This window comes from Stenotrophomonas sp. SBJS02, assembly GCF_020428325.2.
Classification (GTDB): Bacteria; Pseudomonadota; Gammaproteobacteria; order Xanthomonadales; family Xanthomonadaceae; genus Stenotrophomonas; species Stenotrophomonas africana.
Genome location: NZ_CP109812.1, coordinates 4,485,491 through 4,506,840, shown reverse-complemented (window position 1 = coordinate 4,506,840; position 21,350 = coordinate 4,485,491). Strand labels below are relative to the sequence as shown.

18 protein-coding genes and 1 pseudogene are annotated in these 21,350 nt (G+C 66.7%); 10 read left to right on the top strand and 9 right to left on the bottom strand.

The features are described from left to right. Positions 1–10: 10 nt before the first annotated feature. The gene (locus FQS62_RS20810; RefSeq protein ID WP_208043377.1) at positions 11–1,384 is read left to right on the top strand and encodes a TPM domain-containing protein; all 1,374 of its coding nucleotides are present in this window, start codon (positions 11–13) and stop codon (positions 1,382–1,384) included. Position 1,385: 1 nt separating this feature from the next. Here the strand turns inward: FQS62_RS20810 and FQS62_RS20805 are convergent, their stop codons facing one another. Genes FQS62_RS20805 through FQS62_RS20795 form a run of 3 tightly spaced genes read right to left on the bottom strand, consistent with a single transcriptional unit; the run spans position 1,386 to position 4,032 of the window. Further along, a complete protein-coding gene (locus FQS62_RS20805; protein WP_049444321.1) occupies positions 1,386–2,057 on the bottom strand; it encodes a VOC family protein in 672 nt (223 codons plus the stop codon). A gap of 54 nt (positions 2,058–2,111) precedes the next feature. Then, positions 2,112–3,191, bottom strand: a complete 1,080-nt coding sequence (locus FQS62_RS20800) for an alpha/beta hydrolase family protein (protein WP_049444323.1) — start codon at positions 3,189–3,191, stop codon at positions 2,112–2,114. A 13-nt stretch (positions 3,192–3,204) separates the two neighbouring features. Next, positions 3,205–4,032 carry an AraC family transcriptional regulator gene (locus tag FQS62_RS20795; protein WP_049444325.1) on the bottom strand — a complete coding sequence of 276 codons (828 nt, stop codon included), beginning with the start codon at positions 4,030–4,032 and terminating at the stop codon, positions 3,205–3,207. A gap of 199 nt (positions 4,033–4,231) precedes the next feature. Here FQS62_RS20795 and FQS62_RS20790 point away from each other — a divergent pair. After that, positions 4,232–6,633: pseudogene (locus FQS62_RS20790) on the top strand (TonB-dependent receptor). After that, complete coding sequence (locus FQS62_RS20785; protein ID WP_208043376.1) at positions 6,633–7,934, top strand: aminotransferase class V-fold PLP-dependent enzyme; 1,302 nt, start codon at positions 6,633–6,635, stop codon at positions 7,932–7,934. The pseudogene FQS62_RS20790 and the gene FQS62_RS20785 overlap by 1 nt, the downstream one beginning before the upstream one ends. Before the next feature lie 222 nt (positions 7,935–8,156). Here FQS62_RS20785 and FQS62_RS20780 read toward each other — a convergent pair whose 3' ends face one another. Genes FQS62_RS20780 through FQS62_RS20765 form a run of 4 tightly spaced genes read right to left on the bottom strand, consistent with a single transcriptional unit; the run spans position 8,157 to position 12,029 of the window. After that, complete coding sequence (locus tag FQS62_RS20780; RefSeq protein WP_208043450.1) at positions 8,157–9,671, bottom strand: aminotransferase-like domain-containing protein; 1,515 nt, start codon at positions 9,669–9,671, stop codon at positions 8,157–8,159. Positions 9,672–9,680: 9 nt separating this feature from the next. Further along, complete coding sequence (locus FQS62_RS20775; RefSeq protein WP_208043449.1) at positions 9,681–10,280, bottom strand: DUF6436 domain-containing protein; 600 nt, start codon at positions 10,278–10,280, stop codon at positions 9,681–9,683. Then, positions 10,280–10,558, bottom strand: coding sequence for a hypothetical protein (locus FQS62_RS20770; RefSeq protein ID WP_226053592.1), 279 nt, complete (start codon positions 10,556–10,558; stop codon positions 10,280–10,282). Before FQS62_RS20770 ends, FQS62_RS20775 begins: the two co-directional genes overlap by 1 nt. Before the next feature lie 55 nt (positions 10,559–10,613). Beyond that, positions 10,614–12,029 (bottom strand): aminotransferase-like domain-containing protein, encoded by a 1,416-nt coding sequence (locus tag FQS62_RS20765; protein ID WP_125427357.1) that lies wholly within the window; start codon positions 12,027–12,029, stop codon positions 10,614–10,616. A 183-nt stretch (positions 12,030–12,212) separates the two neighbouring features. Between FQS62_RS20765 and cyoA the strand changes: the two genes are divergently transcribed. The 5 genes from cyoA to FQS62_RS20740 are packed head-to-tail and all read left to right on the top strand — an operon-like array spanning position 12,213 to position 16,758. Then, the gene (gene cyoA / locus FQS62_RS20760) at positions 12,213–13,118 is read left to right on the top strand and encodes a ubiquinol oxidase subunit II (protein ID WP_208043448.1); all 906 of its coding nucleotides are present in this window, start codon (positions 12,213–12,215) and stop codon (positions 13,116–13,118) included. A 5-nt stretch (positions 13,119–13,123) separates the two neighbouring features. Further along, positions 13,124–15,100, top strand: coding sequence for a cytochrome o ubiquinol oxidase subunit I (gene cyoB, locus FQS62_RS20755; RefSeq protein WP_014038802.1), 1,977 nt, complete (start codon positions 13,124–13,126; stop codon positions 15,098–15,100). Continuing rightward, complete coding sequence (gene cyoC, locus FQS62_RS20750; RefSeq protein WP_005414759.1) at positions 15,097–15,732, top strand: cytochrome o ubiquinol oxidase subunit III; 636 nt, start codon at positions 15,097–15,099, stop codon at positions 15,730–15,732. Before cyoB ends, cyoC begins: the two co-directional genes overlap by 4 nt. Position 15,733: 1 nt before the next feature. Further along, positions 15,734–16,066 (top strand): cytochrome o ubiquinol oxidase subunit IV, encoded by a 333-nt coding sequence (cyoD, locus tag FQS62_RS20745; RefSeq protein WP_208043447.1) that lies wholly within the window; start codon positions 15,734–15,736, stop codon positions 16,064–16,066. Positions 16,067–16,077: 11 nt separating this feature from the next. Further along, positions 16,078–16,758 (top strand): SCO family protein, encoded by a 681-nt coding sequence (locus FQS62_RS20740; RefSeq protein WP_208043446.1) that lies wholly within the window; start codon positions 16,078–16,080, stop codon positions 16,756–16,758. A 143-nt stretch (positions 16,759–16,901) separates the two neighbouring features. On the opposite strand, the gene FQS62_RS20735 is transcribed toward FQS62_RS20740, so the two are convergent. Both FQS62_RS20735 and FQS62_RS20730 read right to left on the bottom strand, forming a co-directional pair. Beyond that, positions 16,902–17,480 (bottom strand): hypothetical protein, encoded by a 579-nt coding sequence (locus FQS62_RS20735; protein WP_049444341.1) that lies wholly within the window; start codon positions 17,478–17,480, stop codon positions 16,902–16,904. Continuing rightward, the gene (locus FQS62_RS20730; protein ID WP_154349798.1) at positions 17,480–19,246 is read right to left on the bottom strand and encodes a S8 family serine peptidase; all 1,767 of its coding nucleotides are present in this window, start codon (positions 19,244–19,246) and stop codon (positions 17,480–17,482) included. Before FQS62_RS20730 ends, FQS62_RS20735 begins: the two co-directional genes overlap by 1 nt. A 309-nt stretch (positions 19,247–19,555) precedes the next feature. On the opposite strand from FQS62_RS20730, the gene FQS62_RS20725 reads away from it, so the two are divergent. Together FQS62_RS20725 and FQS62_RS20720 are read left to right on the top strand one after the other, a co-directional pair. After that, positions 19,556–19,996, top strand: a complete 441-nt coding sequence (locus tag FQS62_RS20725) for a DUF2231 domain-containing protein (protein ID WP_041863928.1) — start codon at positions 19,556–19,558, stop codon at positions 19,994–19,996. Further along, complete coding sequence (locus FQS62_RS20720; protein WP_208043445.1) at positions 19,989–21,299, top strand: PQQ-dependent sugar dehydrogenase; 1,311 nt, start codon at positions 19,989–19,991, stop codon at positions 21,297–21,299. Before FQS62_RS20725 ends, FQS62_RS20720 begins: the two co-directional genes overlap by 8 nt. Positions 21,300–21,350 lie beyond the last annotated feature (51 nt).

Genomic DNA, 21,350 nt, shown 5'->3' with positions numbered 1-21,350 from the left:
GGCCGCAGCCATGACATGCCTGCTGTTGCTGCTGTGCCTGCTGCCGATGGCGGCGCTGGCGGCAATCCCGGTGCCGGCGCTGGACGATCCCGTGGTGGACACGGCCAACGCGCTGTCCACTGAAACCCGCGCCACCCTGCGCAGGCAGGCGCTGCAGCTGCAGGTGCGGAAAGGTGCACAGCTGCAGGTGCTGGTGGTACCCAGCGTGGGCAACGAGGGCATCGAGCCCTACGCACAGCGGGTGTTTGATCAATGGCAGCTGGGTCGCGCCGGTGTCGACGACGGCGTGCTGTTGCTGGTGGCGGTGCAGGATCGCCGCGTACGCATCCAGACCGGCTATGGCCTGGAAGGTGCGCTACCAGACGCGTACGCCGCTCGCATCATCGACAACGCGATCGTGCCGCGCTTTCGTGAGGGTGATTTCGACCAGGGCGTGCTTGATGGCACGACGATCATGGTGGCGCTGATCGAAGGCGAGGACCTGCCTGCATGGGAAGCGCCGCCGGCCAGCAATGTGCTGCCTGCGGACTGGCGCCGCGCAGACTCGGTGGTGGCGTTGACCCTGCTGGCCGGCTTCCTGGCCGGGCTGTGGCGCTCGCCGCCGCCCCTCCCGCCAGCGAAGACCGAGGACGATTTCAGCGGAAGCCGTCGGGAGCGGCGGCGCAAGGCACTGGCCGCCAATGCGTCGGCACCGAGGCCGAGCTGGCCGACCTTGCCGGCCTGGGGGCGTCCGATGCTGCTGACAGCGGTGGTTGCCGCAGGGGTGCTGTCCGTGGCGTTGCTGTTGCCACGCCACCTGCTGGCGGGCCTGTGCTTCGTGATGGCGCTGGGCGTGCCGGTGGCGGCCCTGCTCGGCTGGTGCTGGCGTCGCAGCCGCGGGGTGCGCATCGTCCTGTGCGGCATGCTGGTACTCAGCATGGTCTTGCTGGTACAGGCGCTGCTTCGTGGCCAGCTGCCACCGAGCCTGGCCCGGCACCTGCTGCTGCAGGCCGCCGCGGGTGTTGTCACCCTGATGGTGTTCCTGCTGGTGCAGGCCTGTCGCGCACGCTGGAAGAAGAACCGCAGCAGCTTCGTCGTGCGCATGACGGTGCTGGTGCTGTTGACCCTCGGTTATGTCGGGGGCGCGTTGCTGGCGATCCATCGTGCCGAAGGTGACGATCCACGGCTGCTGGCGATGATCGTGTCAGGTGTGTGTGGCGTGCTGCTGTACTTCGTAGGGTTGTTCACCATGTTGCCGGGCGAGCGCGCACGTGGCCGGGTTTCGTCACGCCGCGAACGCAGCGCGTCCAGTTCGTCATCCAGCAGTTCGTCGTCGAGCAGCTCCGGCAGCTGGTCCGGAGGCGGTGGCCGCAGCGGCGGAGGCGGCGCGTCCGGCAGCTGGTAGCTCAGATCGCCTGTACCCGCCAGCCGAGTGCAGCGTCCTCCACAACGCCCGGGCCGGCCACGTCGCCGACCTGCAGCAACAGGCCCTGTGCATTGGGCAGGTCCTTCTGCTCGGGGAACCAGCGCCGGTCCGCAGCGACCACGATCAGCAGGCCCTCGTCGTCGCCCATCGGCGCGAACTGCGGCGAAGGCAGGCTGATCGGTTGCAGGCCGAACCGCAGGCTGGACTGTTCGCGCACAGCGTCGACATCGTGGCTGGGCAGGCCGACCTCGCTCAGGCAGGTCAGTTCGCCGCCGTGGAAGGCGCCCTGATGCGTACTGTCGGGCAAGCGGCGGCGCCCGATCAGTTCCAGGATCAAGCCATCGGGGCCGGTAAAGTACACCGACTGCGACTGCCAGCTGCTTTCCAGCGCGAAGTAATCCAGCCCGGCCGGATTGCGCTGCAGTGGCGTGCGTTCACGCAACCAGGTCATTGCCTCGCCGAAGCGGTTGTCCGGTACGTTGAAGGCCAGGTGCACGCCTCCGACCGGACGTCCTTCACTGGGCTGCAGTTCGATCGTGCTCCAGCCGATGTGCACATGGATGCCGACCACGCGCTGCTGCAGCACATCGCGGAAGTAGCTGGCCACGGCACCGACGTCGGATACCGGCAGAGTGAGGTGCAGCAGGCGCATGATCGATCCTCCGTGGACACCTCCACTGTAGCGCCGGGCGCAGCGCGGTGGCCACTAGCGCAGTGAGTGGTCGAAGAACCGTATCGCTGCGTCCACTGCCTGCGCGTGGGTCTGTGCCTTTGGCACCGACGTAGTGCACAGCTCCTGCAGCCGCTGCTGCCCGGTCGCGGTGCACGCGGCCAGGAAATCATAGTGGCCCACATCGGCCAAGCGCTGCAGTTCCGCGCCCGGAATCAGGGCCCCGGCGGCCGCGCCATTGGTCTGTGGCGGCGCAACCGTGTCAGCCTCACCCAGCACGATCGACACGGGCAGCCGCAACGAGGACAGCTGCTCGGGCGCGAAGGCCTGGATGATTGCCGGAGCCAGCAGGAATGCCGCCCGCACGCCGGGGATCGCGCGCGCGTCGTTGGCCTGCGAGATCCATGGCGCCAGTGCGGGAGAGGCCGCAGCGGCAACGCGCGCTTCCATTGAGTGCGTTGCGGCTTCCTGTTGAGGCCGGCAGACGCCGTCATCCGGGTGTGCGCGGCAGAAGGCCAGCAGTCGCTGCAGGTCCGGTCGTGCACCGGCTGCGAGCAGCGCGGTGTAGCCGCCGGCCGAGAACCCGGCAACACCCAGGCGTTCAGGATCAACATGTGGGCCCAGCACTGGATCGGCCCGCACGGCCGCCAGCGCGGCGCACAGGTCATCCGCACGCAACCAGCTCAGGATGCTGCCGGGCAGGGTCATCTCGTCCACGCCGTTGTTGCCTGGATGATCGACCGCGATCACCAGATACCCGGCCCGCGCCAGCGCAGTGCCCAGCCAGCCCATCATGCGCGCACTGCCGCCGTTGCCGTGCGAGAGCAGCAGCGTTGGCAGGCGATCACCCGCGACGGGAGCCTCCATCGCGGCACGTCCGACGTCGAACAGCGGCGCGTCGGGCGGGCCGATGGTCAGCGCGGTTTCCCGGCTGCCGGCCAGCGCTGGGTACCAGACCGTGTAGCGCAGCGCGTCGTGGTGCTGCGCATCGCGCACAGCCGCGCTGGCCACCGTGGTGGCGCCGTGGCGCTCGCCGGCCGCCCGCGTCTCGCTGGCATCGGCCACGGCAGTGGAGACCATGAGGATCATTCCCAGCACAGCGGCCATCATGCGCATCTTCAGTTCCTTGTCAGTTGGGACGTTCGTCGACTGGCAGCCAGATCTCCACGCCGCCGTTGCCGGTGTGCTCATCGAATCGGGCGTCGTAGCGTTCCAGATCCGGTGCATCGGCAAGGCTGAGGTTGGAAGCAGGAAGATAATGATCCAGCAGCCAGAACCAGGTCGAGCGGATGGTCGAGATGTGCGCGCCGTGCCAGGCCACCAGATAGCGACGCGGCGGAATGTGCACACTTTGCCAGTGCGCAGGCACGCTCGGCACCACGCTTGCCGGCAGTGCGGCGATGTAATCGAAGCCGCCATCGTCGTCGCTGTTGCAGCACACACCGAAGCTGATCGGTGCCGGCTTCGGCCATTCGCGGTTGAGCTGCGCCCATTGGCCGGGAATCGCGCCGCCACTGTCGCGGGTATGCCGCATGCCGATGCCCACCACCTGGAAAGCGGGCGTGTCGAGCAGCCGCGGCGCTTCACCGCAGGGCACCGGCGCATCATCCACGCGGATCGCCTGTACCAGCGCCAGCCCATCGGTGCCCTGTTCGCGTACGCGCTCCGGCGTCTGCCCGAACTGTTCACTGAAGGCGCGGGTGAACGCGGCATGGGTGGTATAGCCGGCCCCCAGCGCGACCTGCAGGATGTCGCCCGCGCCGTTCGCCAACCGCTGCGCGGCAGCGGTCAGGCGCCGTCCCCGCAGATAGCGCACCACCGAGGTGCCAGTGCGGGCCTGGAACAGGCGTGACAGATGGAACGGCGACAGCCCCGCTGCGGTGGCGATATCGGCCAGCGCCAATGGCCGGTCCGCATGGGTTTCGATGTACCACAACGCCTTGCCCGCCGCGCTCATCTGCCTTTCCCCGAATCCAATGCCGGCACAGTAGCGGATCGGCAGGCGCGGCGCTTAGCAGTTCTTGCGCCTGTGCGGCATCAAGCTGTCGTACTGACGTCATGCCTCCTTCACAGATCGGGCCGAGACTGCGCGCCTTGTCCAGGCCTGTTGTGTGCGCACAGGTGCTGGCCCTGTCGCGTCCTCCCGGAGCCCTGCCGTGCATCGTTCGAAGCTTTCGCGTTCCATCCTCCTTGCCCTTTCCATGGCCAGCGCAGGAGGCGCGATCGCAGCGGAGGCCGATGCGGTCGATACCGCAGGCGGCAGCCGCGCCGCACCCACCCAGCTCGACGCGATGCTGGTCACCGGCACCCGCGCCTCCAACCGCACCCAGTTCGAAACGCTGGCGCCGGTGGACGTGTTCACCAAGGAAGACATCACGTCCGTTCAATCCACCGACCTGAAGGACGTGCTGGCCCAGCTGGTGCCGTCGTTCGTGGTACAGCGCCTGCCGATGGCGGACGGCCAGGTGTTCGTGCGCCCGGCGACCCTGCGTGGCCTGTCACCGGACCAGACCCTGGTGCTGGTCAATGGTCGCCGCTTCCACCGCAGCGCGCTGCTCGGCAACCGTGGTGCGCAGGCAGCCGACCTGGCACAGATCCCGACCAGTGCGATCAAGCGCATCGAAGTGCTGCGCGACGGCGCATCGGCACAGTACGGCTCGGATGCCATCGCCGGTGTCATCAACATCATTCTTGAGGATGGCCCGGGCACCGAGATCACCGCCGGTTATTCGCAGTACGCGCAGGGTGACGGTGCGTCGCGGGACTTCAGTGCGCGCACCGGCTGGTCGCTGGGCGACTACGGCAGCCTGGTGCTGTTCGCCGAATCGTCCAACTCCGAAGCCACCTCGCGCACCCGCCAGCGCCCGGATGCCATTGCGTTCCAGGCCGCGCATCCGGAGCTGGAGCTGCCCAACCCGGTACAGCGCTGGGGCCAACCGGAACTGGAAAGCCGCCGCGTCGGCTTCAACGTGAAGGCCAACGCCAGCGAGACGCTGGAGCTCTATGCCTTCGGCCTATACAGCCACAGTGATGGCGTCAGCGATTTCAACTGGCGCAACCCCGATACCACACCGGCGCCTACCGCACCACCCCGATCTTCCCAGGCTGGAACCTGCGTTCGCTGTACCCGGTGGGCTTCAGCCCGCAGTACGGCAACGTGCAGAACGACCTGCAGCTGGTCGGCGGCCTGCGCGGTGATATCACGGCCAAGCTGCGCTGGGATGTCAGTGCTTCGTATGGCCGTAACGCGATCGACTACAGCCTGAAGAACTCGATCAATGCCTCGCTCGGCCCGGCCAGCCCGACCGCGTTCGACCTCGGCCGCCTGACCCAGACCGAGAAGAACGCCAACGCCGACTTCAACTACGAGTGGGATGTGGGCGCACTGTCCAAGCCGATCAATGTCGCCTTCGGTGGCGAATTCCGGCAGGAAACCTACCAGGTCCGCGCCGGTGATCCGGCCTCGTACGCAGTCGGCCCGGGCGCGGCCGCGGGCCTGGAGGCCAACTCCAATGGCGCGCCGGGCTTCTCGGCCAGCCAGGCCGGGCAGTGGAGCCAGCGCAGCAAGGCGGCCTACGTGGATATGGAAGTGCCGCTGGGCGAGCGCTGGAGCATCGGCGCGGCCAGCCGCTACGAGGATTTTTCCAGCTTCGGCAGCACGCTGGACGGCAAGCTGTCGGCGCGTTTCGCGATCACCCCGGACGTGGCCCTGCGCGGCACCGTGTCCACCGGCTTCCGTGCGCCGACGCCCGCGCAGCTCAACACCACCAGTACCACCCAGGGCCTGGACACGCGCACGCTTCAGATCTTCACCAGTGGCCGCCTGTCGCCGAATGATCCGCTGGCGCAGCTGCTCGGTGCCAGGCCGCTGAAGCCGGAGGAATCGCGTACCGCCTCGCTGGGCGTGACCTGGCGCACCGACCTGGGCCTGTCCGGTTCGGTGGACGTCTACCAGATCAAGCTCACCGACCGCTTCAGCCAGTCGGCCAGCTTCGCCATTCCGGCCGGTACGCCCAACCCGCTGGGCTACACCTCGGTGAACTACTTCACCAACGACTTCGACACCACCACCACCGGCGTGGACGTGGTCGGCAACTACCTGCGCGACCTCGGCGGGGGCCGCATGACGCTGACCCTGGCCTACAACTACAACCGCACCCGCGTGGACAACGGCAGCACCTCGGTGGCCACCAACGAAACCCAGCGCGTGCTGTTTGAAGACCGCCTGCCCGAGCACAAGGGCAGCCTCACCGGCAGCTGGGATATCGGCGCCTGGTCGCTGATGGCGCGCATGCGCTACTACGGTGCCTGGACCGACGCCAGCGGCAATGCGGTGGGCGACATCTACCAGCGTTTCGGCGCGATGAGTTTCCTCGACCTCGCGGTGGGCTATCGCATCAACGAGCACCACAGCCTGCGCGTCGGCGCCGACAACGTACTGGATCGCTACCCGGATGAGGCCGTGTTCCAGGCCAGCCGCGGCCTGATCTACTCGCGTAATGCACCGTATGACACCGACGGTGCCAACCTGTACGCACAGTACCGGTTGAGCTTCTGATGGACCCGACCCGTCGCTCCCTGTTGCGTGCCGGCACCCTGCTGCCGGCCGCCGCCGCACTGTCTTCACTGCCAGCCATGGCGGCCACGCGTTACGCTGCGCCCATGCAGATTCCCGCAACGACCGTGGCGCCGGACGTGCTGGCCCACGATGAAGGCTATTGGGCCGCCGTGGCCAGCCACTTCGACATCACCGATGAAGTGAACCACCTGGAGAACGGCTACTGGGGCGCGATGGGCCGCGAGACGCTGGCCAGCTACCAGCGCCATACCGCTGAAGTGAACCGCGGCAACGCCTGGTACGGCCGCCGTGAATTCCCGGCGCAGTACATGGCGGTGCAGCGGCAGGTGGCCGAACTGCTGGGCGTGGGCGCCGACGAGATCGCACTGACCCGCGGCGCCACCGAGGCGATGCTGGCGTTGATCGGCGGCTACAACCGCCTGCAGCCTGGCGACCAGGTGCTGTATGCCGACATCGACTACGACAGCATGATCGGCGCGATGCGCTGGCTGCAGCAGCGTCGCGGCGTGCAGGTCGAGCGTATCGCGCTGCCGGCGGTGCCGGACCACGCGCAGATCCTGCAGGCGTATGAGGACGCATTCGCGCGGTTGCCGCGCCTGAAGCTGGTGCTGCTGACCCAGGTCAGCCATCGCCATGGGCTGGTGCTGCCGGTGGCGGAGATCGCCGAGCGTGCACGCGCACGCGGTATCGACGTGATCGTCGATGCGGCCCATGGGTTTGGCCAGATCGACTACGCGGTGCCACAGCTGAAGGCCGATTTCGTCGGCATCAACCTGCACAAGTGGATCGGTGCGCCGGTCGGTGTAGGCGCGATGTACGTGCGCAGGGGTCGCGTTGCGGACCTGGACCCCTATATGGGCGAGACCGACGACGGCCGCGTGGGCAGCCGCGTGCACACCGGCACGGTCAACTTCGCCGCTTACCTGGCGCTACCGGAGGCGATTGCCCTGCACCAGCGCATTGGCGTGGCCAACAAGCAGGCGCGCCTGCGCTACCTGCGCGAGCGCTGGACGGTACCTGCGCGGCAGATGGCGCATATCGAAGTGCTGTCTTCGCCGGACCCGGCGCTGGCCAGTGCATTGGCCAGTTTCCGTCTGCGCGGCCACACCTCGGTGGAACAGAACCAGGCACTGCAGAAGCGTCTGTTGGATGAACATCGGATTTTCACCACGTATCGCGATGGCCTGGAATCGGGTGCCTGTGTACGGGTGACGCCGTCGGTGTTCACCCGGCCGGAGCAGATGGATGCGCTGGCGCGGGCCCTCTCTGCCCTGGCCTGACCCTGCTTTGGTAGGTGCCAACCTTGGTTGGCACATTTCGAGCTTGGCGGGAAATCTTCCGCCGGGCAGGGCCCGGCGCTACCGCTCTTCTCCAGCCTGGTGGGTGCCGACCGTTGGTCGGCACACCCTATCCACGCATCGCGTGCACGGACATTGCCAACCAAGGTTGGCATCTACCGAAGCGGATCCCGTAGATCCACGCCCTGCGTGGATGCTCTCCGCCTACCGCTCGATCGCCGGCAACGCATCCGACAACAACAACCGGTCAATCCGCCGCAACGCGCTCTCCAGCTGCCGGCGATCCGCTGCCAGCCCCAGCGACAACCGCACGCCGTTCTGACGCTGCACCCTGGGCGGGCAAAACGCCGATGAAGGAGCGATGGCCAGCCCCTGCAACTGCGCGGTACGCACCAGCGTGGCGTCGGTCCATGGTGCCGGCACCCGACACCAGGCATGCAGGCCCTCGGCACGCTGCAGCAGCGACGGTGCCAGCAGGTAACGCGCCATGCGCATGCGTTCGCGTGCCTCGGTGCGTACCTGGACCAATAGTGATTGCGCCGAGCCATCCAGCAGCAGCTGGCTGGCCAGCGCCGACACCAGCGGATGCCCCATCAGTCGCGTCGCCCGCAACGCCGCCGTCATCGCCTCGGCGTGCACAGCGCTCGGGCATTGCACGAATGCGGTGCGCAGGCCGGGGCTGATCACCTTCGACAGCGTCGCTACATAGAACACATGGCGCGGTGCCAGTGCTGCCAGGGGTATCGGTGCATCTTCGGCGAGGTGCCAGTACGGATCATCTTCAATCGCCAGCAGGCCTTCGCCTTCCAGCACACGTGCCAGCGCCTCGCGCCGCTGCAGCGGCAGGGTCAGCGCGGTCGGGTTCTGGCAGGTGGGGTTGAGATAGACCAGGCGCGCGCCGCTTTCGCGCGCCTGCCGCAGCAGCGCTTCAGGGCACATGCCGTGTTCGTCGCTGTCCACCGGCATCAGCCGACGCCCCAGCGCCGCTGCGGCCTGCAACAGGCCCGGATAGACCAGCGCATCGCACAGGATCGTATCGCCATCGCGGCCCTGGCTGACCAGGATCGCGGCCAACGCCACCTGCGCGCCTTCGGTCAGCAGCAGGCAGTCGTCATCCACGGCGCCCAGCATCGGCTGCAGCCAACGCGCCGCTGCGTGGCGGTCGGTCGGGTTGCCGCCGCCCAGGTGATAGGTCATCAGGTTCGGTGCGTTGCTGCGTGCAAGCACGGCGGCGGCACCACGGCGCAGCGTTTCGGCCAGCGCATCGGCGTCGGGTACCGGCGGCACGTTCATGCTCAGGTCCACCACCTGGTCGAAACCGGCCTTGGGTGGTGCGATGAAACTGCCCTGCGGTCCACGCGCTTCGATCAGGCCGCGCTTGCGCGCTTCATCAAAGGCCCGCGTCACCGTGGTCAGGTCGATGCCGAGCTGCTGCGCCAACGCGCGCTGCGAAGGCAGGCGCTGGCCCGGTGCGAGACCACCGCGGCGCACTGTGCGTTCCAGCGAATTGACGATGCGCAGGTAGATCGGCCCGTTGTGCGCGAGCACGTCCTGCACCCATTCGCGTGCTGCGACATCCGGTCGCGGCATGTACGGAGCATGTCGGGGCGTATCGTTGCTTCCAACGGCGGGAGCCTGTCCATAACCATCGGTCGGTTCGGACAGGTGACCGCCGTTGTTGTTTGCGGCGGCCGCATCGGCCCGCGTCGGTGATGTCATTGCGCGTCCTCAGCGCTTGGCCTGCCAGGGGCAGTAGCAGCCCACGGCAAGCAGACCTTTCGGGCGCACGGTTTCGCCGCGCACCAGTCTGTCCAGCAGCGGTTCGACGAAGCTGTTGGCCGAGTTGCAGACCATGCCGATGCTGTAAGGGCCGGCGTAGGCGAGGTGGCCCTGGCGATCCCAGATCGCGACAGCGGGGCTGGCCGGGATGTGTTCGATGCCGTCGATGGTCGGCAGGTTGATCACCTTGTTGCTCAGCGGCTCGGGCAGCTCGCCCTGGGTACCCGGGCGGCGGATCGCGTAGAAGTCGATGCCGGCACGGCGGTACATGCTGATCAGGTAGCTCAGGTGCGCACCGGTCTCGCGGTTGCACACGCCGCAGGCCGGGTCCCAGAAATGCACCACGCGGATGCGGCCGGTATCTCCGGCCAGATCGGCCGGCAGGCGCAGCTGCGAGTCGTCGAAGACGATGGCCTGTTCGGTGAAGGTGGACTGCGCGCTGTAGCCGAAGTACTGCCACAGCGCAGCCGCCACGCCGGCCATGAACAGGCAGGCGAGGGCGATCATCGTCGGCAGCAGCCAGCGGCGACGCGGCGCGGCTGCGCCCATCAGGACGCGTCCCCGCCGAACTTGTGCACGTACTGCTTGCGCATCTCGCGGCAGGAGTCGGCCTGCGCGCGACGCTGGATCTCGCTACGCGACGGATCCTCGCTGCGCTGCATGCATTGCTCAATGGCGTGGCGTTCGGCGGCCTGCACATCCACGGTCTGCGGTTGCAGGCAGACCCAGGCCAGCGCGGCCAGCATCAACACCACAAAGCCACCGCACCCGGCCATCACCAGGTGGAACTTCAGTCTCTCGGCACGCATCGATGCACGTCCCTTCATCCATACATTGCATACAAAATATCATTTTGTATGGATTGAACGCCATGCACCCGGTTCAGACGATGGCGTTGTGGCGGGCCTCGGGGGCTTCGGACAGGATCTCGTTCAGCTTGGCCAGTGCCCCGGCCAAAGCGCCCTGGTCGACCGCGCCGCCCAGCGACAGGCGGATCGCGTTGCCGGGCGGCGGCTCTTCCACGCTGAAGGCATCCGAGCTGGCGATGCCCAGGCCCTGTTCCTGCGCGGCCTGGATCAACCGGTACTGGTCCAGCCGTGGCGGCAGCGGCAGCCACACATGCAGGCCGGCCGGATGCGCCTGGGCACGGGACGGCAGGTACTGCGCGGCAATCGCCTGGCGCTCGCGCAGTTCCTGCTGGAAGCGCTGCACCATGTCCTGGGCCTGGCCGCTGCGGATCCACTGCGAGGCCACCGCCACCATCGACTGGGTCGGCATCAGCGCGATCGCGCGCAGCGCATCCAGCACCGGTTCCATTGGCTCGCCGGCCGGCACCACCAGGTAGGCGGTGCGCAGGCCCGGTGCCAGGCACTTGGACAGGGTGGAGATGTAGTAGACCGGGCAGCCGGCGTCGCGGTGGGCGGCAAGCGGCGGCGCGGCATCACCGGCCAGCAACCAGTAGGGATCGTCTTCGATCACGGTCAGATCGTGGCGCTTCGCCACCGCCAGCAGGGCCTGCCGGCGCTGCGCCGACATCGTTGCCGTGGTCGGGTTCTGGATGGTCGGCACCAGGTACAGCAGGCGCGGGCGGCGCAGCTCGCAGGCTTCTTCCAAGGCGTCGGGCAGCATGCCTTCGGCGTCCATCGCCACCGGCACCACGCCCCGCTGCAGCACGCGCGCGGCGGCCAGCAGGCCCGGGTAGGTCAGCTGCTCAGCGGCGATCAGCTCGCCGGGCTGGGTGCGGGCCAGGATCAGCGCGCACAGCGCGGTCTGCGCGCCCGGGCAAATCACCACCTGGTCGGCACCGACCGTGCCCAGCATTGGCGCCAGCCACTGCACCGCGGCGGCGCGGTCCTCGCGGGTGCCGGCGCCGACGTGATAGCTCATCAGCTCGCCCTGGCCCAGCTGCTGGCCCACGTGCTGGAAGCCGGCCTCCATGCCCTGTGCGAACGGCGCGCTGCCCAGCAGCGGCGGGATGTTCATGCTCAGGTCCACCGAGGTGCTGCGGTTGCCGGCCGACAGCGCGATGAAGGTGCCGCCGGCGCCCTGCGCGTCGAGCAGGCCGGCCTGGCGCAGCTCGGCGAAGGCGCGGGTGACCGTGGTCAGGTCCACGCCCACCTGCTGGGCCAGGTCGCGCTGCGGCGGCAGGCGGTCGCCCGGGCGCAGCACGCCGTCATCCACCGCCTCGCGCACCTGCTGGGCAATCTGCAGGTACAGCGGGCCGGCGCCCTCGCGGAAAGGGCGAACCCAGGTGCGATTGGGGTGTTTCAGGCGGCGGCCGGCGGCAGGTGGCGTCATCGGTCAGGTTTTTCCATACGTGCAGGTGCACAAGTCCATACAATTATGTATTTTGTATGGGCTTGATTGGATTGGTTCGCCTGCTTGTAGGCGACCTCGTACCCACAGTGTAGCCGCTCCACGCCCGGGCGCTGCGCGCAGGCGAGCCGGTCAAGCGCGCTTCTTCAACAGGGTTGACCTCCAATGAATATCTGCTGGAACCGCATCCGCTTGGCGCTGGTCGCCCTGACCTGCGTCGGCCTGTCGGGCTGTGACTGGGTGCTGCTGGATTCGAAGGGCATGGTCGGGCTCGCCCAGCGCGACCTGATCCTGATCTGCATCGGCCTGATGCTGATCGTGGTGATACCGGCCATCGTGCTGACCTTCGTGTTCGCGTGGCGCTACCGCGCCGGCAACACCAAAGCGAAATACACGCCGGACTGGTCGCACTCCACCAAGGTGGAGATCGTGGTCTGGGGCGTGCCGCTGATCATCATCGCGGTGCTGGCGGTGATCGTGTGGAAGTCGACCCACGAGCTGGACCCCTACAAGCCGCTGGACGTGGCTGGCGAACCGCTGCACGTGGACGTGATCGCCACCGACTGGAAGTGGGTGTTCGTGTACCCGGACCTGGGCATCGCCACGGTCAACCAGCTCAACTTCCCGGCCAACCGCCCGCTGGCGTTCAATATCACCTCCAACTCGACGATGAATACCTTCTTCATCCCGCAGCTGGGTGGGCAGATCTACGCGATGGCCGGCATGCGCACGCAGCTGCACCTGATCGCCAACGAGCCCGGCCAGTTCCGTGGCATGTCCGGCAACTACAGCGGGCATGGCTTCTCGAACATGAAGTTCATCGCCACTGCCAGCAGCAACGAAGACTTCGAGCGCTGGGTGGCCGAAGTGCGCAGCGCGCCGGACGCGCTCAGCTTCACGCAGTTCAAGGCGCTGGCCGCGCCGTCGAAGAACGCACCGGTGCAGCACTTCTCCAGTGTTGAACCGCTGCTGTTCAAGAAGGTCATCGACCAGTTCATCGGCGTTGGTGAGAACACCGCTGCTGCGACCCCGGCGGGCGCTGCCGGCGGTGCCCAGGTTTCCCAGGAGTAACGAACATGTTGGGTAAATTGACGTGGGAGGCCGTGCCGCTGCACGAGCCGATCGTCGTGGTCACGTTGGCGGCCATGGTGCTGGGTGGCCTCGCGCTGCTGGGCGCGGTGACGTACTTCAAGCTGTGGGGCCCGCTGTGGCGTGACTGGTTCACCACCGTGGACCACAAGAAGATCGGCATCATGTACGTGGTGGTGGCGCTGGTCATGCTGGTGCGTGGCTTTGCCGATGCGCTGATGATGCGCGCGCAGCTGGCAGCGGCTGGCCCGGGCAGTGATGGCTTCCTGCCACCGGAGCACTACGACCAGATCTTCACCGCACACGGCGTGATCATGATCTTCTTCGTGGCCACCCCGTTCGTGGTCGGCCTGATGAACATCATCGTGCCGCTGCAGATCGGCGCGCGCGACATGGCGTTCCCGTTCCTCAACGCCTTCAGCTTCTGGATCTTCGTGGTCGGCGCCGCGCTGATGATGATCTCCCTGGGCGTTGGCGAATTCGCCATGACCGGTTGGGTCGCCTATCCGCCGCTGTCGGGCATCGAGTTCAGTCCAGGCGTCGGCGTGGACTACTACATCTGGGCATTGCAGGCTTCGGGCATCGGCACGCTGCTGACCGGCGTCAACCTGTTCATCACCATCCTGCGCATGCGTGCGCCGGGCATGACCCTGATGAAGATGCCGGTGTTCACCTGGACCGTGCTGGTCACCAGCGTGATCATCATCGCCGCCTTCCCGATCCTGACCGTGGCACTGGGTGCGCTCACCCTGGACCGCTACCTGGACTTCAACTTTTACACCAACACGTTGGGCGGCAACCCGATGATGTACGTGAACCTGGTGTGGGCCTGGGGCCATCCGGAGGTGTACATCCTGGTGCTGCCGGCGTTCGGCATCTTCTCTGAAGTGACCGCCACGTTCGCGCGCAAGAAGCTGTTCGGCTACAAGTCGATGGTGGGCGCCACGCTGGCGATCGGCATCCTGTCGTTCATCGTCTGGCTGCACCACTTCTTCACCATGGGTTCCGGCGCCAGCGTCAATGCCTTCTTCGGCATCATGACGATGATCATCGCCATTCCCACCGGTGTGAAGATCTTTACCTGGCTGTTCACCATGTACGGCGGCCGCGTCGAGTTCAGCGTACCGATGCTGTGGACCATCGCCTTCCTGGTCACCTTCACCATCGGTGGCATGACCGGCGTGCTGCTGGCCATCCCGGGCGCGGACTTCCTGCTGCACAACAGCCTGTTCCTGGTCGCGCACTTCCACAACACCATCATCGGCGGCGCGCTGTTCGGCTACCTGGCCGGCTTCGCCTACTGGTTCCCGAAGGTGTTCGGCTTCACCCTCAACGAGCGCCTGGGCAAGTGGTCGTTCGCGTGCTGGGTGATCGGCTTCTACCTGGCCTTCATGCCGCTGTACATGCTCGGCTTCATGGGCATGACCCGTCGCATGAACCAGTACGACAACCCGGCGTGGACGCCGTACCTGATCGCTGCCTTCATCGGTGCACTGTTCGTGTTCGCGGGCATCATCCTGATGCTGGTGCAGATCTACGTAAGCGTGCGTGACCGCAAGCGCAATCTGGACCTGACCGGCGACCCGTGGAACGCACGTACGCTGGAATGGGCCACGCCGTCGCCGCCGCCGTTCTACAACTTCGCCGTGGTGCCCAAGGCCGATGAGCTGGACGCCTTCCACGAAGCGAAGAAGCGCGGCCTGCCGCCGCCGCCGAAGAAGTACGCACCGATCCACATGCCGAAGAACACCGGCGTGCCGCTGATCCTCAACATCTGGATCCTGGTGCTGTGCTTCGCCCTGGTCTGGCACATCTGGTGGATGGCCGCGGCCAGCTTCATCGCGATGATCGTCACCCTGATCGTCCGGTCCTACGACGAGGACGTGGACTACTACGTCAGTTCCGAAGAGGTGGCGCGCACCGAAGCGGCCAGCCTTGCCAAGCTGAAGGAGGTACGCGCATGAACCTGTTGACCCGCCCCGAGCTGGCCAGCGACACGCAGGCGCACGAGGACCACCACGAACACGACCATGGCCACGAACAGGGCGGCATGAAGGTGTTCGGCATGTGGGTCTACCTCATGTCCGACCTGGTGCTGTTCGGTTCCTTGTTCGCCTCGTACGCGGTGCTCAGCACCGCCTACGCCGGCGGCCCCACCGGCAAGGAGCTGTTCTCGCTGCCGTTCGTGATGGCCGAGACCTTCCTGCTGCTGGTCTCCAGCATCACCTACGGCCAGGCCGTACTGGCGATGCATCGCCACGACACCTCGGCGGTGCTGCGCTGGCTGGGCGTGACCTTCGTGCTCGGTGCCTCGTTCATCGGCATGGAGATCTACGAGTTCTCGCACCTGATCCATGAAGGCGCAGGTCCCAGCACCAGTGCCTACCTGTCGGCGTTCTTCGCGCTGGTCGCCACCCACGGCCTGCACGTGGCCAGCGGCCTGATCTGGATGGCAGTGGTCATGCACCAGGTCTACCGCCGTGGCCTGACCCCGACCAACATCACCCGCGTGTCGTGCCTGAGCCTGTTCTGGCACTTCCTGGACCTGGTGTGGATCTGCGTCTTCACCTTCGTCTACCTGATCGGAGCCTTCTGACATGGCCCACGTCGAAACTTCGCGCGCCGGCAATGCGCACGGCTCCATCAAGTCCTACCTGATCGGCTTCGTGCTGTGCGCGCTGCTGACCGTGGTGCCGTTCGCACTGGTGATGAACCCGGTGCTGTCGCGGCCGCTCACGCTGTTCCTGCTGGTCGGCTTCGCAGTGGCGCAGATCCTGGTGCAGCTGGTCTATTTCCTGCACATGGATCGCAAGTCCGAAGGTGGCTGGAACCTGGCCAGCTTCGTGTTCACCCTGGTGATCCTGTTCATCATCGTCGCGTTGTCGGTGTGGATCATCTGGAGCATGCACTACCACATGATGATCAACTGAGCCTGCGAACCGTGATAGGCATTGCGTTCCCCCATCGTGGCCTGCGGCTGGCCGCAGGCCTGCTGCTCGGCCTGCTGGCTGGCTGCAGCGCGCAGTCGCGCATGGACTTCTACTCCAAGGACATCGCCTGCGAAGAACTTGGCCAGCAGTGGTCGATGCCCGACAGCCACGGCACCGTGCGTGGCCCGAAGGACCTGCAGGGGCAGGTGACCTATCTGTTCTTCGGTTTCACCAGCTGCCCGGACGTGTGCCCGACCACGATGGTCGAGCTGAGCCAGGTGAAGCACCTGATGGGCAAGGATGCCGACCAGCTGCAGGTGGTGTTCGTCAGCGTCGACCCGGCGCGTGATACGCCGGAGGTGGCGCGGACCTATGTGGAAGCCTTCGACCCCAAGGCGATCGCACTGGTTGGCAACGAAGCGCAGTTGGCCGCGATGGCCAGCGACTTCAAGGCGTTCTACGAGAAGGAGCCCGGCCAGGTACCGGATACCTACACCATGAGCCACATCGCGGGCGGTTACGTGTTCGACCGCCAGGGCCGCCTGCGCCTGTTCGCGCCGTATGGCATGCCGGTGGAAAAGCTGTTCTCGGACGTGCAGCGCCTGCTGCTCGAACCTGGTCATCCGGCCGCCGGCAACGACGCACTGGCCAGCTGCAGCCTCAAGCACAGCGACACACTCGCCGCGCGCTGACGTCACCTCCACCGCGGTGGGTGCCGAGCGTTGGTCGACACGTGATGCATGAATCCGGTGGGTGCCGACCGTTGGTCGGCACACCCTGACATCAATCCCCGGCCGGCCAGGACAGCCAACCGGCCGGGGCACCACTCAACGCTTTACTTGGTCTCTTCCCACTGCACCACGTCCGGCTCGGTGGCGCGGATACCGGCGGTGGACAGCAGCTTGGTGGTCGCATCCAGCGCCGCGTTCACCGACGGGTACTCCACGATGGCCTGGCCCGAAGCCTTCGACACCTTCACCACGGTGCCGCCGGTGGCGGTAGCCGCACGCTGGGCCGATGCTGCGTCGGTGAAGAACACCTTGACCCGCGACGTCGCCACCACCGGCGCGCCGTCACGGGACACCGCCGCCGCGAACTTGCCGGCACCGGCATCAGCAGGCGCGGCCGCTGCGCCATCCAGCGAACGCTTGGCACGCGAGCTGGCGGTCGCCGCCGCCTGCGGGGTGATGGTGAACTGACCGCCGCTGGCCTGCTTCACGGTGGTCGAGGGAGACAGCTGGAAGCGCGTGCCGCCCACATCGAACGAGCGGCCGGTAGCGGACGCCTTCAGTTCCTGCGCATCCACGGTCGACAGGGTCCTGGCTGGAGGGGTCTGCCCCGAGCTCTGTGCCCAGGCAGGGGAGGTCATCGCCGCGAAGGCGAGCGTGCTCAACAGAATGGTGGTCTTCATCATCAGTGCCCCAGAACGCGGATCTTGAAGAATTCGAGGTTGCCACGCGATGCAGCGGTCGCGGCCTGCCCCATGTCGGTCACTTCCAGCGTCCAGGTGCCGCTGGCATTCTCATCCAGGAAGGCATTGCTGGACAGCAGGTCCCAACTGGTGAAGTTGCTCTGCGCGCCGCCCGTGCCCGAACCGATCGCGGTGAACGCCGGTTGCACCACGCTGCGAGTGCCGCTGGGCGACACCAGCACGAACTGCAGTTGGCGCGTGTTGCGGTGGTTGACCCGGAAGCCCAGCTGCACGCTTTCGATGTTGCGCGCGCCATTGGCCAACTGGAAGGTCAGGCGTGCGGCGGCGGCCGAGGTGTTGCCGATGGCCACGGTGCGCGTGGTGTTGCGCCAGCCGCTGTCGACCAGCGGTCCCAGCGACTGGAAGTTCTCGGCGACCTGCACTGCACGCGCAGCGTTGACCACACCGAAGCCGTACCAGTTGCTGTAGGCGCGGTTGGCCGCATTCACCGTCCAGCCTGGCACCAGCGTGCGCCCATCGGCCAGCGTCACCGCCGGCTGGTTCGGGTGGTTGCGGGTGGCGGTGGTGGCCAGGATGTACTTCACATCGCGATAGGACAGGTTCGGATTGGCTTCCAGCACCAGTGCCGCCACGCCCGAGACCATCGGCGCTGACGCCGAGGTGCCGTTCATCTTGGCGGTGTAGTTGCAGGTGCTGTCGATGGCCGACAGGTTGCTGTCCAGCGTGTTCTGGCGGTTGGTGTTCTTGTTGCTGCCCTGCGCGCACCCGGTCACGTCGGTGGTGACGATGGCCGGGTCGTAGGCGCGCGCCACCAGGCCGGGGGCGTACTGTGCCTGCAGGCCGTACTCGCCGCCAAAGGCCGACACCCACAGGGCCGAGCCGGTGGAGGAGTACGACGAGCGCACGCCATCGGCGCGCACCGCGCCTACGGTGATCACGTTGAACAGGTTGTTGCGCGGATCGCGTCCGGCGGGGACGCAGCCGGTGTTGCGGTTCTTGGTGTCGGTGGTGCAGACATCCTGGGTCTGGCTGATCGAGGCATTGTTGAAGTTGTTGCCGGCCGACTTCACGTAGATGCCGCCGCGGCCACCACGCGTGCCCGACAGTGCCTGCTCGTACGAACGAATCGTGTTTTCGCTGTACGCCAGCGGCAGGTTCGGATTGCCCGGGCCGGCGCCCCAGCTGTTGTTGAACACCTGCACGTCGGCCGACTCCGCGCCGTCCCACCAGGCGTACTCGATGTTGCTCTGCTGGTTGCCCAGGGCTGAGCGCGAAATCGGGTTGAAGCCTTTCAGCGTTGCCGCCGGGGCCACACCGCGCACGCCCAGGTTGTTGGCACCCACCGCGCCGGCGATGCCACCGACCATGGTGCCGTGGTTGTCGACATCCGGGTTGGTCGGGGTGGGGTTGTTCGAGCCGTTGGTGAAGTTCTTGCCGGCTACAGCGGCCACGTTGGCCGCCAGGTCCGGATGGGCGATCTGCAGGCCATCATCGACGATGGCGATGGTGACGCCCTGGCCACGGATGCCATTGCGGAACAGACCATCCACGTTCAGGTCGTTGCCGGCCACCGGCAGTGTGTCAGCCGGGACCGTCTGCCCGGTGTTGAGCAGGTGCCACTGGATACCCGCCAGCGGATCAGCCTGTTGAGCCTGGGCGGTGGCGGCCAGGCTGCCCAGCACCAGGGCAGTGGCGAGGGCCAGGCGCGCGGAGCGCGGTGGCGCGGTGCGTTGCGTGTGTCGCTTCATACACGAATCCTTCTGTTGTGAATCGGCATGGCAGGACGGCGGGGCGGATCTGCCCCATCGCAACGAGCCAAACGCGACACAACGAAGAACTCCCTACCTCTTCACACAAGCAATCTGCAGATGTGCCAATTGCGTCACAAACGCTTATGCCATGGGGTAATGACGGCTGCAGCGGCCTGCATCTGGTAGGTGCCAACCTTGGTTGGCACGCGTATCCACGCATGGCGCGAATCTACCCAGCATCATCGCGCGCCCTCACATCACGCTGTGCTACTACAGCCCGTGCACCCTTCCGCATGGAGCACGATGATGGTCAATCCGCTCGCCCAGGCCCATCGCGGCCTCGGCACCACGCTGTTCAGCCTGTTGAACCCGATACCCTTCGGCTTCTTCGTCGGTGCCCTGATCTTCGACGCGATCTACCTCAACAGCGCCGAGGTGATGTGGGGCAAGGCCGCCGCCTGGCTGATCACCTTCGGCCTGCTGATCGCCATCGTGCCGCGCCTGATCAACCTGTTCGCGGTCTGGCGCCGCAACGGCACGGCCACCCGCATCGACCGCATCGACTTCTTCCTCAATCTGGTCGCCGTGGTGCTGGCCATCTGGAACGCCTTCGTGCACAGCCGCGATGCGTATGCCGTTGCTGTGCCGGGCACGATCCTGTCGGCGCTGACCGTGGCCCTGATCGCCCTGGGCCTGATCCTGCTGTCACTGCAGCCGCCGGTGCTGCAGGGAGGTCGTCATGGCTAAGCACATCCTGCCCACCGTCGCCGCGCTGGCGCTGGCCGTCACCCTGTCGGCCTGCGCGGGCAAGGCCGAATACCACCCCACCGACCAGTCGGGACCGCAGCCACCACTGCCCAAGCCGGCCAACTTCCTGATGCCGCCGATGCAGGTGCCCAAGGGCGTCGGCTGGGCCGACGGCCAGTCGCCCACGGTGGCCGAGGGCCTGAAGATCGAGCGCATCGCCGCCAACCTGCAGCATCCGCGGCGGCTGTTGACCCTGCCCAACGGCGATGTGCTGGTGGTGGAAGGCAACGGCCCCGGCGAAGAACCGGTCACCACGCCCAAGCAGTGGATTGCTGGCAAGGTGAAGGCGCGCTCGGGCAAGGCCGGCAAGGGCGGCAACCGGGTCACCCTGCTGCGCCGCACGCCGGGAACGAACACCTGGACCCAGCACGTCTACATTGAAGGCCTGCATTCGCCGTTCGGCATCCAGTTGATCGGTGACACGCTGTACGTGGCCAACACCGGCAACATCATGCAGTACCACTACGTGCCCGGCGAAACCCGCATGTCCGACAAGGGGCGCGAGTTCACCGACCTGCCCAGCACCATCAACCACCACTGGACCAAGGAACTGCTGGCCAGCCGCGATGGCAGCAAGCTGTACGTGGGCGTCGGCTCCAACAGCAACATCACCGAAAATGGTTTGGCCGTCGAATACCGCCGCGCGGTCGTGCTGGAGGTGGACGTAGCCACCCGTGGCAGCCGCATCTTTGCGTCAGGCATCCGCAACCCGACCGGGCTGGACTGGGAGCCGAGCACCGGCACGTTGTGGGCGATAGCGAACGAACGCGATGAGATCGGTGCCGACCTGGTACCTGATTACCTCACTTCGGTGAAGGAGGATGGCTTCTACGGCTGGCCCTACAGCTACTACGGCCAGCACGTGGACGAACGCGTGCAGCCGCAGCGGCCGGATCTGGTGGCCAAGGCCATTACGCCCGACTACGCCATCGGCTCGCACGTGGCACCGCTGGGCCTGCTGTTCTACACCGGCCAGGCGCTGCCGGCGCAGTACCACGGTGGTGCCTTCATCGGCGAACACGGCAGCTGGGATCGTTCACCACTGAGCGGCTACGAAGTGGTCTACGTACCGTTCAAGGACGGCAAGCCGACCGGGCGGCCGCAGACCGTGGTCAGCGGTTTCGCCTCGAAGGACGAGAAGACCCTGATGGGCGCACCGGTGGGCATGGCGATGGATGCCGAGGGTGCATTACTGGTGGCCGACGACGTGGGCGACGTGGTGTGGCGGGTCTCAGCCAAGTAGTTCTGTAGAGCCGAGCCCATGCTCGGCTTACGCGCGCAGCGCGGGGTTTCC

Bases quoted from the DNA above. Each gene is read 5' to 3' on its own strand.
- FQS62_RS20810 (WP_208043377.1), top strand. From the start codon at position 11: ATGACATGCCTGCTGTTGCTGCTGTGCCTGCTGCCGATGGCGGCGCTG.
- FQS62_RS20805 (WP_049444321.1), bottom strand. From the start codon at position 2,057: ATGCGCCTGCTGCACCTCACTCTGCCGGTATCCGACGTCGGTGCCGTG.
- FQS62_RS20800 (WP_049444323.1), bottom strand. From the start codon at position 3,191: ATGCGCATGATGGCCGCTGTGCTGGGAATGATCCTCATGGTCTCCACT.
- FQS62_RS20795 (WP_049444325.1), bottom strand. From the start codon at position 4,032: ATGAGCGCGGCGGGCAAGGCGTTGTGGTACATCGAAACCCATGCGGAC.
- FQS62_RS20785 (WP_208043376.1), top strand. From the start codon at position 6,633: ATGGACCCGACCCGTCGCTCCCTGTTGCGTGCCGGCACCCTGCTGCCG.
- FQS62_RS20780 (WP_208043450.1), bottom strand. From the start codon at position 9,671: ATGACATCACCGACGCGGGCCGATGCGGCCGCCGCAAACAACAACGGC.
- FQS62_RS20775 (WP_208043449.1), bottom strand. From the start codon at position 10,280: ATGGGCGCAGCCGCGCCGCGTCGCCGCTGGCTGCTGCCGACGATGATC.
- FQS62_RS20770 (WP_226053592.1), bottom strand. From the start codon at position 10,558: ATGAAGGGACGTGCATCGATGCGTGCCGAGAGACTGAAGTTCCACCTG.
- FQS62_RS20765 (WP_125427357.1), bottom strand. From the start codon at position 12,029: ATGACGCCACCTGCCGCCGGCCGCCGCCTGAAACACCCCAATCGCACC.
- cyoA (WP_208043448.1), top strand. From the start codon at position 12,213: ATGAATATCTGCTGGAACCGCATCCGCTTGGCGCTGGTCGCCCTGACC.
- cyoB (WP_014038802.1), top strand. From the start codon at position 13,124: ATGTTGGGTAAATTGACGTGGGAGGCCGTGCCGCTGCACGAGCCGATC.
- cyoC (WP_005414759.1), top strand. From the start codon at position 15,097: ATGAACCTGTTGACCCGCCCCGAGCTGGCCAGCGACACGCAGGCGCAC.
- cyoD (WP_208043447.1), top strand. From the start codon at position 15,734: ATGGCCCACGTCGAAACTTCGCGCGCCGGCAATGCGCACGGCTCCATC.
- FQS62_RS20735 (WP_049444341.1), bottom strand. From the start codon at position 17,480: ATGATGAAGACCACCATTCTGTTGAGCACGCTCGCCTTCGCGGCGATG.
- FQS62_RS20730 (WP_154349798.1), bottom strand. From the start codon at position 19,246: ATGAAGCGACACACGCAACGCACCGCGCCACCGCGCTCCGCGCGCCTG.
- FQS62_RS20725 (WP_041863928.1), top strand. From the start codon at position 19,556: ATGGTCAATCCGCTCGCCCAGGCCCATCGCGGCCTCGGCACCACGCTG.
- FQS62_RS20720 (WP_208043445.1), top strand. From the start codon at position 19,989: ATGGCTAAGCACATCCTGCCCACCGTCGCCGCGCTGGCGCTGGCCGTC.